Origin of the sequence: Aequorivita soesokkakensis (assembly GCF_001641085.1) — a bacterium.
Taxonomy (GTDB): Bacteria; Bacteroidota; Bacteroidia; order Flavobacteriales; family Flavobacteriaceae; genus Aequorivita; species Aequorivita soesokkakensis.
On sequence record NZ_LXIE01000001.1, the window covers coordinates 357,757 to 375,789 of the forward strand.

Consider the following 18,033-nt stretch of genomic DNA (forward strand, 5'->3'; position numbering starts at 1 on the left):
GAATTGAAACTATTGAGCTTTTGGCCTCCCTTTGACTTCGCTCAAGGCGGGCTACTTTTTAATAGGCACTATCTGGAAGCGCGTTTGGGAGTTCATTGTTTTTCCAGTGCTTCGATTTGATTTTTTAATTCCTCAATTTGTAGTTGCTGCTCTTGGATAGCCTTCACTAAAACAGGAATAATCTCTGCATAATTTACCCCTAGGCGGTCTACAGGCTCCCAGGTTTTTGTTTCATTACTATTTTGTTTCCATTCATTGGCTAGAACCACTTCGGGAATGGTTTTTTGCAATTCTTGAGCAATAAAGCCAAGATGGGTGGAATGATTATCAATATCTTTATTGATCCAATTATAAGATACCGGTTTTAGGCCCATAACTTTTTCCAAACCATAATTAAGTTCTTGGATATTTTGTTTTTCCCTAGCATCGCTTGTTTGAATAACTCCATTCACTGCATGGATACTTATCCATTTTCTGATTGAGGTACCCAATGTCTTTGTTCCGTCTATGGCAGAGGCAAAAAAAGAAGTGTCAAAATAAAATTCATCTTGAGAACTAACAAAATCTGCTAACCCTCTTGTTATTTTAAAAATTCCATTGTCATCCGTAAGCAACCAATCATTTCCGGTACTTCCCGTTCGTAACAATTCTAATCCAGCTTGATTACCGCTAGTACTGGTAATTCTAGCAAAAACATTCCCTGAATTTGAAATTTCCAGTTTTCTATTTGGAGCCAAAGTCCCTACACCTAAATTTCCAGTATTATCCAAGGTCATTCGGGTAATGTTTCCATTGGTTCTAAAACGCATATCAAAGGTATTGGAGGTGTTGTAATAAATACCTCCGTGGGAACTGTGCAAACTATTCCCGAATAGCAATGCCGAAGCTTGATCGTCATCTGTATAAAGCCCTATATAGGCATCATCCCCCTTGCGATCTATGGTTAGTATAGCATCCGTATTATACGAAGCTCCTGAAGTACCTTCATTGGCTACCACGTTAAGTTTACTCAAGGGCGTTGTTGTACCAATGCCCACATTTACGTTCGCTGTTGACCCGTTTACACCATTGATGCTTCCCAGAACCAAGCTATTACTGGCTTCTACAAAGGCATTATTACCAATTGCCGTCGCATTGGTCAAGGCATCCGAGCCCACATCGCTATTGTTCCCTATACCTATATTGTTACTTCCAGTAGTATTAGTTCCTAAAGAAGCTGTTCCAATACCTACATTATTTAATCCGGAAATATTATTGGTTAAAGAATTGGACCCAATAGCAATATTTAAACTCCCCGAAGTATTATCGTCAAGCGATAAAGGCCCTATGCCAATATTACTGCTGCCTGTGGTGTTTGAGTTGACCGCATTAATACCCAAAGCAACATTACTGCTTCCTGAAGTATTTGAAGTAAGTGCGCTTTTACCAAGAGCAGTATTTCCAATTCCGTCTAGGTTTGAAGACAATGCAGAACGCCCTACGGCCACGTTAAAATTTGCCGTAGTATTATTAAATAAAGCGGCGGCACCAATCCCAACATTCTCAACACCAATTGTATTATTAGATAAAGCGTTGGCACCAAAAGCTGTATTGGTACTGCCCGAAGTATTACTGCTTAAAGAGCCAGCTCCAAAAGCGGCATTGTTACCACCTGTAGTATTTGCTTGCAATGCGGACGAACCAAAAGCGGCATTATTTACTCCGCTAGTATTATTAAATAAGCTAGAACTTCCAAAGGCAGCGTTATTAATACCCGTAGTATTCGATTGCATTGATGAAGAACCGAAAGCGGAATTAAAATTTCCGGTAGTATTCAACGATAAGGAATTATTTCCAAAAGCAGCGTTACGCAAACCCGTTGTGTTGGAGTTTAAAGAAAAATACCCAAAAGCGGAATTATCTGACGCGGTAGTATTGGACCCCAAAGCACTTCGCCCAGTTGCCGTATTTCTTTGACCAGTAGTATTAGAACCCATGGCAAACAAACCAATTGCTACATTATTTGTTCCCGTAGAATTAACAAAAAGAGCACCTGATCCAAAGGCACTATTGTTCGCTCCCGTAGTGTTCGATTCCAGAGCACTTACGCCAAAAGCTACATTATTACTACCTGTAGTGTTTGAAGCTAAGGAAGCAGTGCCATAAGCAGCATTCGAGTTACCCGTAGTATTGCTTATCATAGAACTTGCTCCAAATGCAGAATTACTATTTCCCGATATATTGGAAGCTAGTGAAGACGCCCCAAATGAGGCATTATTTACACCTATTGTGTTTGCTGCCAAAGCATTATTTCCAAAAGCGGAATTATCCCTTCCCGTAGTATTGGAAAGTAAAGCATCTGCCCCAAAGGCTGAATTATCAAAACCAGAGGTATTGGCTGCTAAGCTCGATCTTCCAAAAGATGTATTTGCAGGGGCTATAATTCCAGAGTTTACATTATTCCTTTTAAAAATAATGTCCTGATTATCTGTGGTACCAATAAAATTTGTAGTTGGGTTTGTACCTGCATTTCCTGATGTTTTCCAACCTATGTTTGTATTATTTCCTACAGGAATCCAACTACCTGAAACATTATCCCAATAATAAAACCCTGGCGTATTCACCCCAACAGTACTGGTCAAAAACAGCATCATTCCGTGTTGTCCTGCTCCGGGATTAGGAGAAGGAAAGGCACTTACTCTTGGTATTAAAATACCTTCAGTATTCGTTGGGCTGGATGAATTAAGTGCAGGGATATCTAATGTGGCATTGGGATTTGTAGTGTTTATTCCAACTTGAGCGGTGAGAATTCCCGTAAGAAGAAAAATGATAATTTGTAAAAAAAACTTCATTGCAAGTGTATTTCTATGAAATACTAAATTGACATAACTCGTTTGTATTCACAATACTACTTTAGTCGTATTTTAAAGAGGGAGTAATAATGTAGCACTAAACCCTTTTTCTGAAGTGTAGGTAAACGTTCCTTTATGTGCTTGCATTCTTTTTTCAATATTGAGCAAGCCATTTCCCAAGCGTTTTCCCTTTTGGAATCCTTTGCCGTTATCTTGAATAAGTATTTGTAAAAATCTTTTTTCGGTAAGTGAAATCTTTATGGAAAGATTTGTTGATTCGGAGTGTTTTAATGCATTGGCTATTAATTCTTTGATGCAATAGAAGATATTTTTACGCATTTGCCCAGAAATTTTTATTTCCGAGGCATTTTTAATGTTTTCTAAATATTCCAGTTTGATAGGCATTCCTTCTAAAGTTTTAGCAGCATAATGCTTTACGTATTCCAAAAAGTCCTGAAGATTATCGTGGGCTTCATTTAAAGTCCAAATAAAGGTATTTAAACGCTGACCTATTTCCGCTCCTGTACTCGATATTTTCGAGGCAGTCTTTTTTTGTTCTACGGAAAGGTTTTCTTGTGCTTCCAGCATTTGTGCATGAATTAAAATACTGGTTAAATTGCTTCCAATATCATCGTGCAAGTCGTTACTAATTTCTGTTTTTTGCTGTAACAGCCTTTTTTGAACTTTATTTTTTCTTCTAAAAAGCAGTACCATTACAATTAATAAGAAAGTAATTAATAAAAGCGTTGTGATTTGCAACAGGCTAACCTTTTTCTGTTTTTCAAATTCATTGCGCTGCAGGTTAAATAATTCCTTTTCATTTTCCAAATATTGCTGGGATATATTTTGAACCAATGAATTTCCTTGAAAACGGATAGAGTCTTCAATTTGCAGTATTTTTTTTTGAAGCGCGATGGTTTGCTTTTCCATTTCCAAAACTTCAAAAATTGATGCGGCTTCCTTAAAAAAATACCGTTTAAAAAGAGTATTAACAGGATAGTTTTCTATTAATATTTCTCCATTTCGAAAATGATTCAACACAGAATCTTTTTGCGGAATAAATGCTTTCATCAAAAAGCCTTCATTTACAGTTGCTATATCGTAATAGTTAAAAGCTAGTGCTGTTTGTTTGCTTTTATGGAAATAAAATACAGCACTATCCTTTTGTTGTTTTCCCAATTTAATAAGTCCAAAAGTCTGCTCACAATTGGCTAGTGCGCGACCGCTTTTTTCAATTTTTGCGATTCTGTATGCTTTTTCGTTATAATAATAAGCACTGTCCCAATCTTTAAGTTGCAATTTTAGTTGTCCTAAATTATTGTAGATATGCTCAGGTTTTATAAATGTTCTAAGGTGTTCTGTTTTAATTTCTGAAGAATAGAATTTTTCTGCATTTTTTAAAGCTTTTCCGGAAGCCACGTAATTACGCATTTCAAAAAGGTTGATACCCTTAAAAAAATACAGATCGGCTATGGATGCACTATCCTTTTCTTTCATCGCAAAGTCAATCCCTTTTTCTGCTTCCGTGGTGCCAAATTGAAACAACCCAAAATAATAGAATAACTCCGATTGCAAACTAAAGATATCAGACTGATTTAGGATTTCTGGATTTTCAAAACTCCATATTTTACAGGAGTCCAGCCATTTTTGGGCTAATGGAATTTCATCGGTTTCAAGGTAATGTTCCGCTAATTTGAAGGCGTTTATAAGCTTACATTCTTTTGTTTTACAGGATTGTATTCTTGGCAGTAGTTCTTTTTCCTGAAGCTGTGCCATTCCAACAATTGGAATAAAAAAAAGATAAACAAATACCATTTTCCATTTTGAAATAAAACAACTACACATTACGGTTCAAGTATTTGTTTACTGCTTCAACCCTTGTGTTTACGTGAAGTTTTTCGTAAATGTTTTGCACATGCTTTTTTACTGTGCCTAGGCTTATGAACAGTTTTTCACTAACCTCTTTATTAAGGTTTCCTTTTGCTATTAAATCCAAAATTTCTACTTCCCGCTCTGTTAAGAGCTCCATTTCTGCATTTGTTTTTTTTGAAAATTTAGAAAAACTACTCACTACCTTTCTTGCAATACTCGCACTCATTGGACTTCCCCCTTCAAAAAGATCTTCCAGTGCTGAAATAATTTTTTTGGGGCCATCGGTTTTTAAAATGTAACCACTAGCTCCCGCTTCTAGACTTTTAAAAATTTTATCCTCGTCTTCATAGGAGGTGCACATCACAAATAAAGTGTCAGGACATTGTTTTTTAAGTGCTGATACACATTCTATACCCGTTAATTTGGGCAAATTAATATCCATTAATACAACATTAGGTTTTAATAGTGGAATCTCAACGAGTGCTTCTTCCGCATTTTTGAAACTGCCTTCTATGGCATACTTATGGGTCGCTTTGAGCATACCTGCCATAGCCTCCAAAAGGTCTTCATTATCTTCTACTATTGCAATGGTTGGTTTCATGAATAGTTATTAATACAATACCAGCTGTGCATTTAGGTAAAGTTAATTTTAATTTTATAGATAGGTCTATTTAAGACTAAGAAATTCAAGTATTGAATCATAGTAAAAGCAGCTATTTTAGAAAGTAGCCTTGTAGGTAACTCTCAAGAAATATTTATCATGATTTATTGTGAAATGGAAAAATTAACATTTGAATGCATAAATAAAGAACGCCATTTGTATAGTGAAGAAATTTGTGCGCCAGGAATAAGAGGAAGTTTCGGTACACTTATAATATCTATGGGTTTTAGGGAGGAGTATGAAAAAGAAGTGTTTTAAGGGGTGATTAACGAGGTGTGAACGACAAGGCACGAGGGAAGAAGTACAAAAGAGAAAAGGACAAAAGGATGAAAGGATTTAAGAAATTCACCTGAGAACGGACAAATTATGGCATAAGCTAATTAGCGTTGACGGTCCACTTAAAAAAAGCCATCCACCAAGACGAAGGAAGATAAAATTTGCATAGCTTTTTACAAAATCGTAACATTACATTCCTAAAAAATAAATCTTCCCAACTATGGAAAACCAAAACCTTCGCCCGCATCCCGAAAATGAGCATATAGTTGACAATGTAGAGCTCAATATTTGGGAGGCATTGATTCCTGTTATAATATTAATGTCATTATTGGCATATAATATTTTTTTTGCGGATGGAGAATGGTTTGGTGAATATTCAAACCAATTAATATTATTAATAGGTGGCGTGGTGGCTGCAATAGTAGGTTTTTTTAATAAAAGCACGGTAGCCATAATGATGGCAGAAGTGTATGAAAATCTTAAAAGTGTTTTTGTCCCTATTATGATTTTATTTTTAGTTGGGGCTTTAGCAGGTACTTGGTTAATAAGTGGTGTTATTCCTGCTATGGTATATTATGGGCTTCAAGTTTTAAGTCCTTCATTTTTTCTTCCCGCATCAGTAATTATTGCTTCAATAATCTCGATTGCTACAGGCAGTAGTTGGACTACTTCCGCTACTGTGGGAATAGCTTTGGTAGGTATTGGTACCGCATTGGGGATTTCCCCAGGAATGGTAGCAGGAGCAGTAATTTCAGGTGCATATTTTGGAGATAAAATGTCACCTTTAAGCGATACAACAAATTTAGCCCCTGCAATGGCTGGGACAGATTTGTTTACACACATTCGATACATGGCTTTTACCACTGTTCCTACCTATGTAATTACCCTTATTGTTTTTTCCATTTTGAGTGCAACCGTAGAAACTCATGGTAATGCAGATGTTAGTGGTCTTCTGGCAACAATTGATGCTACCTTCAATATTAATCCATGGCTTTTTATTGTTCCGGGTTTAGTAATTGTTTTAATTCTGTTAAAGACAAAACCACTTTTGGCTTTAGGCATTGGAGTAATTTCTGCTGCAATATTTGCTATTGTATTCCAGCCCCAAATATTAAATGCTATTTCATCTTCAAATTTTGGTGCTATTGTAAATTCTATTTTCACGGACACCTCAATAAAAACTGATAACGAACAACTTAACGATCTTTTTACATCTGGTGGAATGGAGGGAATGCTCTGGACTATATTTTTAATTTTATGCGCGATGGTCTTTGGAGGAATCATGGATGGTATTGGTGCTTTGGCACGCATTACCAAATCTCTATTAAAACTTGCCCACTCTATTTTTGGACTTTTTGCAAGTACTGTATTGAGCTGTTTAGGACTTAATATAATAGCTTCCGATCAATATTTAGCTTTAGTAATTCCTGGAAAAATGTTTAAGCAGGCTTATCATGACCGTGGCTTGGCACCAGAAAATTTAAGTAGAACTTTGGAAGATAGTGGAACAGTAACCTCAGTATTAGTACCCTGGAACACTTGTGGTGCCTATCAAAGTAGTGTTTTGGGCGTTGATACCCTTCATTATGCTGGCTATGCTATTTTCAATTGGCTCAGCCCAATTATGACACTTATTTTTGCAGCTTTCAGCATAAAAATAAGACAACTTTCCGAAACAAAAAGAGCAACAGCATAAACTGAATTACCTATCTATTTTAAAAATTTTAAAAGTCAGCAATACAGTATCTATTTTGCTTATACTTTAATAGAATTTTAAGTCAACTTTACTTTTTATTACTCTCTTAAATGGGTACTTTTGCACCATCAAAAAAAGAGTAATTTTTAAAAGAAAAATATATGACTTTAGTAGGTAAAAAATTTCCAAACATTGCCGTAAATGCAATAAACAACAAAGGTGTTTCCCAAAACCTAAACATTTTTGAAACCGCAAAAAAAGAAGGCAAAAAAGTAATCCTTTTTTGGTATCCAAAGGACTTTACGTTTGTTTGCCCAACTGAATTGCATGCCTTTCAAGCTGCCTTGAGCGAATTTGAAAAAAGAAATACAATAGTGATTGGTGCATCTTGTGATTCAGCAGAGGTTCACTTCGCTTGGTTAAATACCCCAAAAAACAATGGCGGTATTGAAGGAGTTACTTATCCACTTTTGGCCGATACAAATCGCAATCTTTCTTCTCAATTGGGAATTCTTGACAGTACCAACGAGCGTTATGATGAAGAAACAGGAATGTTAATGATTGATGGGGACAACGTAACTTACCGAGCAACTTATTTAATTGACGAGGAAGGCACTGTTTTCCACGAAAGTGTGAACCATATGCCGTTAGGTAGAAATGTTTCAGAGTTTTTAAGGTTGATCGATGCTTACTCACACGTTCAAAAAAACGGCGAAGTTTGCCCAGCAAACTGGCAGGAAGGCGCAACTGCTATGAACGCAAACCGCGAAGGTGTTGCTGAATACCTTAGCCAACACTTGAACTAAAAATAAATTTATAGTTCAAAGCCCTTTTCAAATTTGAAAAGGGCTTTTTTTATTTAAAAACCTTTAAGAAGTCTTTTGCAGTTTAAATGAATCACTTTGCTTAATTTTATGGCTAATAAAAAAAATAAAAAATGGCAACTATCAAACTAGGCGGAAACAATATTGAAACCAACGGAACACTACCAAAAGTAGGCGATACAGCTCCAGATTTCAACTTAACCGCACAAGATTTAAGTTCAAAAAAATTATCAGACTACAAAGGTTCTCGTGTTATAATGAATATATTTCCCAGTATAGACACTAATGTTTGTGCAACTTCCGTACGTAAATTCAACGAAAAAGCTACCGGCTTGAAAAACACAAAAGTGCTTTGCATTTCTAAAGACCTCCCATTTGCACAAAAACGTTTTGTGAGTGATGAGGAAATAAATAACGTTACCAATCTTTCCGATTTTCGCGATGGCAACTTCGGAAAAAACTATGGCGTGGAAATGACCAGTGGTGCGCTAAGTGGCCTGCACTCACGAGCAGTGCTAGTTTTGGACGAGAACGGAAAAGTAATTCACAGTCAACAAGTACCTGAAATTGGCGAAGAACCAGATTATCTTTCTGCATTAAAACCACTTTTATAATGTGGAATTCATTTTTAGGAAAGCGCCTTAAAGGATGTGGATACGCATTTAAAGGCGCTTTGCTTTTGCTCCGCAATGAAGCGAGCATTCAAGTACAAGCTGTTATCGCAATTATAATGGCGTTTGCTGGATTTTATTTTGAAATTTCGGCAGTTGAATGGATGCTTCAAATCTTTGCAATTGGATTGGTTATGAGCATTGAAGGTTTGAATACAGCCGTTGAGGAAATTGCAGATTTTGTGCACCCGGATTTTCACAATAAAATCGGTTTTATAAAAGATGTTGCCGCCGGAGCTGTTTTCTTTGCTGCAATAACTGCCATTATTATTGGTTGTATTATTTACTTTCCCAAGTTTTATTGAAATTAAAACTTATTTGGAATTTGTTTTTTGTAATTTGAAACTTTCCTCACTGATATTTGTATTTTTGCTGAAAGACAACCCATCTATTAATGGCCAAAAAGAAGAACAAAAACACTAGCGCACCGCGCAAAAAAATAAGCTTTTCGCTATCCAAGCAACAAAAAATACTTTTGGGTAGCTTTTTGTTTTTGTTGGGATTGGCCTTTTTGTTTTCATTTATATCTTATTTTTTTACCTGGCAGGCAGATCAAAGCGAAATTGGTCTTTTGGCCGAGCGTGAACTGCAAACAAATAACTGGCTCAATAAATTTGGTGCAAATGTGGCCCACTTTTTCATTTATGACGGTTTCGGTATTTCAGCCTTAATATTTGGATTTTTAATTACGTTAACCGGAATTTATTATTTTTTCGATTACGCCAAAAAACAGCTTTTAAAATTCTGGTTTTGGGGAATGCTTCTGATGCTTTGGATTTCAGTATTCTTCGGTTTTTTCGGAGAAAAGACAACGCTTTTCAGTGGAATTATTGGTTATGAAACCAATGATTTGATGCAGGACTATTTAGGCTTGGTTGGAGCAATGTTGGTGATGATTTTTATATTGATTGTCTATTTGGTCGTGCGTTTAAAATTAACTCCAGAAATGGCCATTGATGCTTTCCGAAGCTCAAAAAAGCAAATTGAATCTGAATTTGTTGGCGATAAAAAAGAGGTGGCTACTGTTGAAAAAGATACCGAAGAATCAGAAGAAGAAAAAGAGGAAGAAATTCCTGAACCCTATATAGAAGAAAAAATAACTCCCCCTACTCCTCCTGTAGCAGAAAAAATTATTCTGAAATCTGATGTGGAAGGCGATGTTGAAATGGAAGTGGAGCAAGCCCCCGAAGAAGAGGAAATTGAAAATATAAGTGCGAAACTGGTAAAGGATTTTGGGGAATTCGACCCAAAACTGGAATTGGGCAACTATAAATTTCCAAGCATCGAATTGTTGCGCGACCACACCGCTGGCGGAAGTATTACCATAGACCAGGAAGAACTTGAAGAAAACAAAAACCGAATTGTTGAAACCCTCAACAATTATAAAATTGGAATTGCAAATATTAAAGCTACGGTTGGGCCAACGGTAACGCTTTATGAAATTGTTCCCGATGCGGGAGTCCGAATTTCAAAAATTAAAAATCTTGAGGACGATATAGCCCTTTCGCTTTCGGCCTTGGGCATCCGTATTATCGCCCCGATTCCTGGAAGGGGAACCATTGGTATTGAAGTTCCAAATAAAAACCCTCGGGTGGTTTCTATGCGTTCGGTAATTGCTTCCGCAAAATTTCAAAATGCAGAAATGGAATTGCCTATTGCTTTTGGAAAAACCATTAGCAACGAAACATTTGTTGTGGATCTGGCAAAGATGCCGCATATGCTAATGGCTGGAGCCACTGGGCAAGGTAAATCGGTTGGGTTGAATGCAGTATTGACATCACTTCTTTATAAAAAACATCCCGCAGAAGTAAAGTTCGTTTTAGTAGATCCAAAAAAAGTGGAACTGACACTTTTCAACAAAATTGAAAGACATTATTTGGCAAAACTTCCCGATACCGAAGAAGCTATTATAACCGATACAACCAAAGTAATCCATACGCTGAACTCGCTTTGTATTGAAATGGACAATCGTTACGATTTGCTGAAGGATGCGATGGTTCGAAACATTAAGGAATACAATACAAAATTCAAAAACCGAAAACTGAACCCAAATGATGGCCACCATTATTTGCCCTATATCGTTTTAGTGATTGATGAATTTGCCGATTTAATTATGACGGCCGGAAAGGAAGTGGAAACCCCTATTGCACGGTTGGCGCAACTTGCACGAGCAATTGGAATACATTTGATTATTGCAACTCAAAGGCCGTCGGTTAACGTTATTACTGGTATTATAAAGGCAAACTTCCCGGCGCGTATTGCGTTTAGGGTAACCAGCAAAATTGATTCCCGAACTATTTTGGACAATTCAGGGGCAGATCAACTTATTGGCCGTGGCGATATGCTTTACACCCAGGGCAATGAACTGACACGTATTCAGTGCGCATTTGTAGATACCCCAGAAGTTGCTGATATTACGGAGTTTATCGGCTCACAAAAAGCATATCCCGATGCACATTTGCTTCCGGAATACGTTGGTGAGGAAGGTGGCACAAATCTTGATATTAACATCGAGGAACGCGACAAAATGTTCCGTGAAGCCGCGGAAGTATTGGTAATTGCACAACAAGGTTCCGCTTCATTATTACAGCGAAAGCTTAAATTGGGGTATAACCGGGCTGGAAGAATTATTGATCAAATGGAAGCGGCGGGTATTGTGGGCCCTTTTGAAGGCAGCAAGGCACGGCAGGTTTTGGTTCCCACAATTGATGCTTTAAATCAACTTTTAGATAACGAACAAAATGACTATTAAAATGCAAAAACTAAGTATTCTTTTAATCGCTCTATTAATAACTTCTTTTTCACAGGCACAGGATGCAAAATCTTTGTTGAAAGAAGTTTCCGCGAAAGCAAAAAGCTACGATAATATTTCAATCGATTTCAAATATAATTTGAATAATTCCAAAGAAAACGTTAACCAGGAAACCCGTGGCGATGTTACACTTCAGGGCAATAAATATGTTTTGAATATGCTTGGCACTACCCGAATTTTCGATGGAAAAAACATTTACACAATTGTTCCCGAAGATGAAGAAGTAACCATTTCTGCATATAACGCGAATGACGATAAGGAAATTACCCCTTCAAAAATGTTGACCTTTTACGAAAAGGGCTATACCTATAAAATGGACATTGAACAAAATGTGAAAGGCCGAAAAATACAGTTCGTAAAACTTATCCCAATTGATTCCAAAGCCGAAATCAAAGACATTCTTTTGGGGATAGACGTGCAGACAAAACATATCTACAAACTGATACAGACTGATGCCAAAGGAACAAAATATACACTTACCGTAAATTCCTTCAAAACAAATCAACCTGTTTCCAAAACCTTGTTTACTTTTGATGAGGCCAAATACAAAAAAGACGGTTACTACATAAACAAAATCTAACCGCACATAAGTGAAAATACTGGACAGGTATATATTAGTGACCTTTTTGAAGACGTTTATAAGCGTCTTCATTATTTTAATGTTCATATTTGTCCTGCAGACTATTTGGCTCTACATTTCAGAACTTGCCGGAAAAGATTTGGATGTTTGGATTGTTCTCAAATTTCTTTGGTACGTTTCCCCGCGCCTTATTCCGCTTGTTTTGCCTTTGACCATTTTGGTGACTTCACTAATGGTTTTTGGAAGCTTTGCCGAAAAATATGAATTTGCGGCAATGAAATCAACCGGAATTTCCCTGCAACGCGCCATGGGCAGTGTAATTGGGTTTATTGTTGTGCTTTCCATAACGGCATTCTTTTTCGCTAATAACGTTATCCCCTATTCCGAATATAAATGGCAGAATTTGCGCCGTAATATTTCGCAGTTTCAGCCTTCTATGGTTATTTCCGAAGGGCAATTCAGTCAGATTGGCGATATGTTCAATATAAAAGTTGACGAAAAAAGTGGAGATCGGGACCAGTTTTTAAAGAATGTGGTTATTCACAAAAAAAATGAGAGCAGGCCTAACGGAAACCTTATAGTAATAATTGCCAATAACGGTGAACTTGCCAGCGAAGAGGGCAGCAATACGCTTTCCCTTATTTTAAGGGAAGGGAATTATTATGAGGAAATCTACAGCAAAGATCCTGTAAAAAGAAAGGCCGAACCTTTTGCGAAAAGTTATTTTGACGAATATTCCATAAATATTGACCTTACGGAATTGAACAATAAAGATATTGATAAGGAAAACAATCTGAACAATCAGAATATGTACAATATCAGCGAATTGAGGGTGGAAATAGATTCACTTTCAAACAGCTACTCAAATGATATTCAATCCTATACCAAAAACATGTATTTCCGAAGCGGGGTGGAAAAATTTAAGGAAAACAAAATCAGTAACACTGCCCAACCTCCTGCTATCGCTAGTATTATTGACATCTATAGTCCCGCGCAACAATTACAGATTGTTAAATTGGCTTTAAACAATGCCAAGGGCACGCTTCAAACTGTTGATGCAAAAAAAGAAGAATTCAAGCTGAAAACCAAACGTTTGAACAAAACCGAGATAGCATTACACGAAAAGTATGCGCTCGCTCTTGCCTGTGTAATTCTATTTTTTGTGGGAGCCCCATTGGGGGCGATAATACGCAAAGGAGGAATGGGATTACCCATGGTTGTTGCAATCCTGCTTTTTCTCACCTATCATTTTATAGGGATTTTCGCAAAAAACAGTGCAGAGGATGGCACGATGCATCCGTTTATAGCAACTTGGCTCAGCACTGCCATTATGCTTCCGCTGAGCGTTTGGCTCACTTATCGCGCAACCACAGATCAGGGTATTTTTGATTTTGATTCATTTGTTGGGCGCATTGGGCGACTTTTCGGAAGAAAAAAGAAAAAAGATTCTGAAAATTAATCACTTTCTAAACCCTCGCCCACATACCATATTAAAGCCCTACATTTTATATCTTTGCACAACATATTTAAAGAGCTATGATTTCTACAGAAAAAGAGACTTCCGTTAAATTGAACACAATTGAAGAGGCTATTGAAGACATCCGCAATGGAAAGGTGATCATTGTTGTTGATGATGAAAACAGGGAAAACGAAGGAGATTTTATTGCAGCAGCTGAAATGGTCACTCCAGAAATGATAAATTTTATGGCCACGCACGGACGGGGACTTATTTGCGCTCCTTTGACAGAGGAACGTTGCAATGCACTTGATTTAAATATGATGGTGGAAAACAATACTGTATTGCACCACACACAGTTTACCGTTTCGGTAGATTTGATTGGTCACGGTTGCACCACGGGAATTTCCGTACATGACCGTTCAAAAACCATAAAAGCACTTGTAAACGATGAAACAAAAGCTTCAGATTTAGGAAGGCCCGGACACATTTTTCCGTTACGGGCAAAGGAAGGTGGCGTTTTGAGAAGAACTGGACACACAGAAGCTGCCATAGATTTGGCAAGACTTGCTGGCTTAAAACCTGCGGGTATTTTAGTTGAAATCTTAAATGAAGATGGAACCATGGCGCGACTTCCACAATTGGTGAAGGTTGCCAAAAAGTTTGATTTAAAACTAATTTCTATTGAAGATTTGGTGAAATACCGAATGGAGCACGACTCTTTGATTGAGAAAAAAGAAGATTTCAATATTAACACTAAATTCGGAAATTTCAGGCTTCGCGCTTATAAGCAAACCACAAATGACCAAATTCACATCGCCCTCACAAAGGGAACTTGGAAAGAAAACGAGCCGGTAATGGTTCGCGTGAATGCAACATTGGTAAACAGCGATATTTTAGGAACGCTTACCAACAATGCTGAACAGAAGCTTGATGATATGTTCAACGTTATCAATAATGAAGGTAAAGGCGCGATTGTTTTCATAAACCAACAGAGTCAATCCTTAAATCTTTTATCGCGCTTAAAAGATTTAAAAGAAAACCAAAAACCAAACGAAATTGCAAAAGCGCCGCGCATTGAAATGGACAGCAAGGATTTTGGTATTGGCGCTCAAATTCTCCACGATTTAGGAATTCACAAAATACGTCTTGTTTCCAATAGTGAACAGACCAAACGTGTGGGAATGATAGGTTATGGCTTGGAGATTATGGAATATGTGAATTATTAAAGCACCGAGGCGATTGCCTTTTTCATAGCTTCTGCCCTATCTCTAACTTGTTTTTCGGTCCAGCCAATTTTTATTAAAGAAGAAATAGTACGCCCCATAATAGCATCACTTTTTGAAAAATCGGTATTGTTCAAATCCTGCATTTGGCTTTTTACTTCGGAAGAAAGATTGCCAAGAGATTTTAAATTTTTTAAATGTTCCCAGCCTTTAATGTAATGCCAATTGTTAGTGTACCAATAAAAACAGGCATCAACGCCAGATTCAGATATAGCTTTGTGTGCTTTTTTTGTCAATTCCTCCGTAGGTAGGAAAAAATTCAGAAACGAATAATTCTCTACACCACCTTCGGGAACTCTTCTGAATGTAATACCTTCAATTGTTTCCAATGCTTCACGTAGAATCGTATAATTTTGTTTTTGAATATTTAAAATTCCGTCTAATTTATCCAACTGTGCTAAACCAACTGCCGCATTCAGTTCAGAAATTCTGAAATTATATCCCCAAAAGGGATGGGTTTCAGCACCGCGGTCCGTGCCAATGTGATCGTGACCGTGATCTTGGTAATGGTCTGCATTTTGCGCGTACTTTTTGTTATTGGTTATAATTGCCCCGCCTTCACCACAAGTTATGGTTTTTACATAATCAAATGAAAAACAACCCAAATCGCCGTAGCTTCCCAGAGGTTTTCCTTCGTAAGTTCCGCCAAGAGCCTGACAGGCATCTTCTAAAAGAATTAAATTATGCTTATTACAAATTGTTTTCAAAGCTTTTAAATCTGCCATAGAACCACACATATGCACTGGCATTACGCATTTGGTTTTTGGAGTGATTGCAGCTTCCACTGCTTTTGGGTCTAGAGTCAATGTATCATCAATATCCACCAAAATTGGCACAGCGCCCAAAGCTAAAATTGATTCAAAACTCGCCACGAAAGTGAAGGTTGGCATAATAACCTCATCACCCGCTCCAATTTCAGCAGAAGCCAAAGCTACAGTTAACGCGGCAGTTCCGCTGGAAACTAATTGGCAATATTCAGAATCCATTCTTTTGGCAAAAGCGGTTTCAAACTCTTTGGCTTTCCAGTGATTGTTGCGCATTCCATCAAAACCGTAACGCATCAAAACACCAGTTTCGAGCACATCGTTTACTTGTTTGCGCTCTTCGGCGCCAAAAATTTCAAATCCAGGCATTTTTTTTAATGATTAAATTATAATGTAGAATGAATAATAGATGAGGATCAAAGGTAATGGTTGTGTTGTGAAATTGAAATTCTTAAAAATCAATTTATTTCAATAATAAGTTCATCCACCCCACGGCGTACTTTTTTAAGGTTTATAAAAAAGTCTGATTCGTCGCGATAGCCTACAGGAAGAACAATTACAGATTCCAAACCTTTTTTATTCAAACCTAATAATTCATCGTATTTTTTCGGTTCAAAACCTTCAATGGGGCAGGCATCTATTTTTTCAACTGCACAAACTGTAAGCAGTGCGCCCAATGTTAAATATAATTGGTTCGCCATCCATTGACGGATTTCAGAAGTTTGTTTCTTTGAAAAGTTTTCAATCAATGCTTTTTCAAATGGCTCTAAAATGGTACGCGGCGTGTTCCGATGTCCTTCCACTCTTTTAAAATGATCCGTAATAAAGTCTTCATTAATATTATTTTCAATACACAAAATTAAAACGTGTGAAGCATCCCGAACCTGTGGCTGATTGTAGGTAAGCGGCATTAGTTGGGTTTTCAATTCAGGATTGCTAACCACAACAAGTTTTAAGGGCTGTAGGCCATAAGAAGTTGCTGTTAAATTAAAAGTTTCCTTTAAAATTTGCAGCTTTTCTTCTGAAAGGGTTTTAGAAGAGTCAAACCGTTTGGTAGCGTAGCGCCATTGAAGTTTTTCAATTGTTTTTGAAGACATTTAGAAAAATGAGTTAGTATTGGACACAAAAATAGCGATAAAAATGTTGACCTTTTACCGCTATCCTTTTGCTACTAATTAAACAATTAAAAATTACCCTCCACTTCCGTAAACTTCCTCGCAACGGTTCCATGTGCTTTCCATATCTTCTTCCAGTTCCTGCACACGATTATTGATTCGCGAATTGAGCGTGCTTTTTTCATCGGCAGTACAGCCACCGTTGGAATTCAACCATCCCCGTCTATTTTTTAACGATTGTATATATTCTTCAGTCAATCCCTTTCTAATTAAACACGCTTCCAAAGATTGTGAGTTACCCTCACTGTCAACAGCCTCTGTCATTTGGATGTTATAGGTTGTTTGCCAACTATCCAAGGTGTCTTCAACATCAATGGCGCATTGACTTTTTCCTGCATCCTCCAAGCCACAGGATATAAAGAACGTAAATAGTCCAACTAAAAATAATTTAGATTTCATAATTCTTATCATTTATAGGGTTATCATTTAGACATTTTTAAACCACTCTTCGTATTTTTTACCCAACAGTGGAACTGGGCTTTGTTTTTCATTTACTGCGTTCATAAGACCCATTATCCACATATATATTATTACAAAAAATCCGAGTATGTTGATAATCCAACCTAAAATGGGTATCAATCCAATAATTCCTAGTGCCAATCCCGTTGCGGCTAGGCCTAAAGATTGGCGGATGTGATATTTGGCAAATTCGTTTTTCTTATCATTGTTCATTACAAATGCAATAATAAGTCCCACGATAGTCAGATAAGCTATAGTCGCAATGGACTTCCCTTCTGATGTTGATGTGTTTGTTTCTATTGGAGTTGTTTTGGGCTCTGTCGTTTCCATTTTTATTTATTTTTATTTTTTAGGTTAATTTTTATATTCACAAATCTTAAAACGGGAAAGCTATTTTAATTTATCCTGAAGTTAATTTCTGATAAATTTTGACTCATATACAGCAAACATTCAGGGGGCCATCCCCTTCTTTACCTAAGAAAAAAATGATTGCAACTATTACAAACAATAGCAATATTTTAGTTTTCATTTTTTAAAAATTTTTATGGTCTTCATTACTTTGTTATTTAAAAGAATTCTCAATTCATATTTCCCCTGCCTTAGGTGGTCAATGCTCATGTAAATAACTTCGTCCTTTTTTTCAGTACCAAGGGTGTTTTTCATTGATGAA

16 protein-coding genes and 1 pseudogene are annotated in these 18,033 nt (G+C 37.0%); 8 read left to right on the forward strand and 9 right to left on the reverse strand.

The window, feature by feature from the left end; translation table 11 throughout:
* Positions 1-92 precede the first annotated feature (92 nt).
* From A7A78_RS01665 to A7A78_RS15350, 4 genes and pseudogenes are all read right to left on the reverse strand, one after another.
* Positions 93-2,831: a tail fiber domain-containing protein gene (locus A7A78_RS01665; protein WP_068760593.1), complete on the reverse strand. Its 2,739-nt coding sequence runs from the start codon at positions 2,829-2,831 to the stop codon at positions 93-95.
* 72 nt (positions 2,832-2,903) lie between these two features.
* Positions 2,904-4,607 (reverse strand): sensor histidine kinase, encoded by a 1,704-nt coding sequence (locus tag A7A78_RS01670; RefSeq protein WP_165593534.1) that lies wholly within the window; start codon positions 4,605-4,607, stop codon positions 2,904-2,906.
* Between the two features lie 61 nt (positions 4,608-4,668).
* Positions 4,669-5,304, reverse strand: coding sequence for a response regulator (locus tag A7A78_RS01675; RefSeq protein ID WP_068760598.1), 636 nt, complete (start codon positions 5,302-5,304; stop codon positions 4,669-4,671).
* A gap of 32 nt (positions 5,305-5,336) precedes the next feature.
* A pseudogene (locus A7A78_RS15350) lies at positions 5,337-5,444 on the reverse strand (IS982 family transposase); the annotation flags it as partial.
* A gap of 416 nt (positions 5,445-5,860) precedes the next feature.
* Between A7A78_RS15350 and nhaC the strand changes: the two are divergent.
* From nhaC to ribB, 8 genes are all read left to right on the forward strand, one after another.
* A complete protein-coding gene (gene nhaC, locus A7A78_RS01680; RefSeq protein ID WP_068760600.1) occupies positions 5,861-7,336 on the forward strand; it encodes a Na+/H+ antiporter NhaC in 1,476 nt (491 codons plus the stop codon).
* 161 nt (positions 7,337-7,497) lie between these two features.
* Complete coding sequence (locus tag A7A78_RS01685; RefSeq protein WP_068760602.1) at positions 7,498-8,142, forward strand: peroxiredoxin; 645 nt, start codon at positions 7,498-7,500, stop codon at positions 8,140-8,142.
* A gap of 131 nt (positions 8,143-8,273) precedes the next feature.
* Entirely contained in the window at positions 8,274-8,774 is a 501-nt protein-coding gene (gene tpx, locus A7A78_RS01690) for a thiol peroxidase (RefSeq protein WP_068760604.1), read from the forward strand.
* Positions 8,774-9,136, forward strand: coding sequence for a diacylglycerol kinase (locus tag A7A78_RS01695; protein ID WP_068760606.1), 363 nt, complete (start codon positions 8,774-8,776; stop codon positions 9,134-9,136). Before tpx ends, A7A78_RS01695 begins: the two co-directional genes overlap by 1 nt.
* A gap of 89 nt (positions 9,137-9,225) precedes the next feature.
* On the forward strand, positions 9,226-11,583 hold the full coding sequence (locus tag A7A78_RS01700; protein ID WP_068760608.1) for an FtsK/SpoIIIE family DNA translocase: 2,358 nt from the start codon (positions 9,226-9,228) through the stop codon (positions 11,581-11,583).
* 1 nt (position 11,584) lies between these two features.
* A complete protein-coding gene (gene lolA1 / locus A7A78_RS01705) occupies positions 11,585-12,223 on the forward strand; it encodes an outer membrane lipoprotein periplasmic chaperone LolA1 (RefSeq protein WP_068760894.1) in 639 nt (212 codons plus the stop codon).
* 10 nt (positions 12,224-12,233) lie between these two features.
* Positions 12,234-13,682, forward strand: a complete 1,449-nt coding sequence (locus A7A78_RS01710; protein WP_068760610.1) for an LptF/LptG family permease — start codon at positions 12,234-12,236, stop codon at positions 13,680-13,682.
* 77 nt (positions 13,683-13,759) lie between these two features.
* Positions 13,760-14,908, forward strand: coding sequence for a 3,4-dihydroxy-2-butanone-4-phosphate synthase (gene ribB, locus A7A78_RS01715; protein WP_068760612.1), 1,149 nt, complete (start codon positions 13,760-13,762; stop codon positions 14,906-14,908).
* Here ribB and A7A78_RS01720 read toward each other — a convergent pair.
* The 5 genes from A7A78_RS01720 to A7A78_RS15050 form a co-directional block, all read right to left on the reverse strand.
* Positions 14,905-16,098, reverse strand: a complete 1,194-nt coding sequence (locus tag A7A78_RS01720; protein ID WP_068760614.1) for a DegT/DnrJ/EryC1/StrS family aminotransferase — start codon at positions 16,096-16,098, stop codon at positions 14,905-14,907. The genes ribB and A7A78_RS01720 overlap by 4 nt on opposite strands.
* 89 nt (positions 16,099-16,187) lie before the next feature.
* A complete protein-coding gene (locus A7A78_RS01725) occupies positions 16,188-16,826 on the reverse strand; it encodes an NAD(P)H-dependent oxidoreductase (protein WP_068760617.1) in 639 nt (212 codons plus the stop codon).
* Positions 16,827-16,919: 93 nt separating this feature from the next.
* Positions 16,920-17,303, reverse strand: coding sequence for a hypothetical protein (locus tag A7A78_RS01730; protein ID WP_131811082.1), 384 nt, complete (start codon positions 17,301-17,303; stop codon positions 16,920-16,922).
* Positions 17,304-17,330: 27 nt separating this feature from the next.
* A complete protein-coding gene (locus A7A78_RS01735) occupies positions 17,331-17,693 on the reverse strand; it encodes a DUF4870 domain-containing protein (protein ID WP_068760621.1) in 363 nt (120 codons plus the stop codon).
* A 195-nt stretch (positions 17,694-17,888) separates the two neighbouring features.
* A complete protein-coding gene (locus tag A7A78_RS15050; RefSeq protein WP_165593535.1) occupies positions 17,889-18,026 on the reverse strand; it encodes a hypothetical protein in 138 nt (45 codons plus the stop codon).
* Between the last annotated feature and the right edge of the window lie 7 nt (positions 18,027-18,033).

What these genes read in the sequence shown, in the direction of transcription:
- A7A78_RS01665 (WP_068760593.1), bottom strand. Translation starts at nt 2,831, where the DNA reads ATGAAGTTTTTTTTACAAATTATCATTTTTCTTCTTACGGGAATTCTC.
- A7A78_RS01670 (WP_165593534.1), bottom strand. Translation starts at nt 4,607, where the DNA reads ATGGCACAGCTTCAGGAAAAAGAACTACTGCCAAGAATACAATCCTGT.
- A7A78_RS01675 (WP_068760598.1), bottom strand. Translation starts at nt 5,304, where the DNA reads ATGAAACCAACCATTGCAATAGTAGAAGATAATGAAGACCTTTTGGAG.
- nhaC (WP_068760600.1), top strand. Translation starts at nt 5,861, where the DNA reads ATGGAAAACCAAAACCTTCGCCCGCATCCCGAAAATGAGCATATAGTT.
- A7A78_RS01685 (WP_068760602.1), top strand. Translation starts at nt 7,498, where the DNA reads ATGACTTTAGTAGGTAAAAAATTTCCAAACATTGCCGTAAATGCAATA.
- tpx (WP_068760604.1), top strand. Translation starts at nt 8,274, where the DNA reads ATGGCAACTATCAAACTAGGCGGAAACAATATTGAAACCAACGGAACA.
- A7A78_RS01695 (WP_068760606.1), top strand. Translation starts at nt 8,774, where the DNA reads ATGTGGAATTCATTTTTAGGAAAGCGCCTTAAAGGATGTGGATACGCA.
- A7A78_RS01700 (WP_068760608.1), top strand. Translation starts at nt 9,226, where the DNA reads ATGGCCAAAAAGAAGAACAAAAACACTAGCGCACCGCGCAAAAAAATA.
- lolA1 (WP_068760894.1), top strand. Translation starts at nt 11,585, where the DNA reads ATGCAAAAACTAAGTATTCTTTTAATCGCTCTATTAATAACTTCTTTT.
- ribB (WP_068760612.1), top strand. Translation starts at nt 13,760, where the DNA reads ATGATTTCTACAGAAAAAGAGACTTCCGTTAAATTGAACACAATTGAA.
- A7A78_RS01720 (WP_068760614.1), bottom strand. Translation starts at nt 16,098, where the DNA reads ATGCCTGGATTTGAAATTTTTGGCGCCGAAGAGCGCAAACAAGTAAAC.
- A7A78_RS01725 (WP_068760617.1), bottom strand. Translation starts at nt 16,826, where the DNA reads ATGTCTTCAAAAACAATTGAAAAACTTCAATGGCGCTACGCTACCAAA.
- A7A78_RS01730 (WP_131811082.1), bottom strand. Translation starts at nt 17,303, where the DNA reads ATGAAATCTAAATTATTTTTAGTTGGACTATTTACGTTCTTTATATCC.
- A7A78_RS01735 (WP_068760621.1), bottom strand. Translation starts at nt 17,693, where the DNA reads ATGGAAACGACAGAGCCCAAAACAACTCCAATAGAAACAAACACATCA.
- A7A78_RS15050 (WP_165593535.1), bottom strand. Translation starts at nt 18,026, where the DNA reads ATGAAAAACACCCTTGGTACTGAAAAAAAGGACGAAGTTATTTACATG.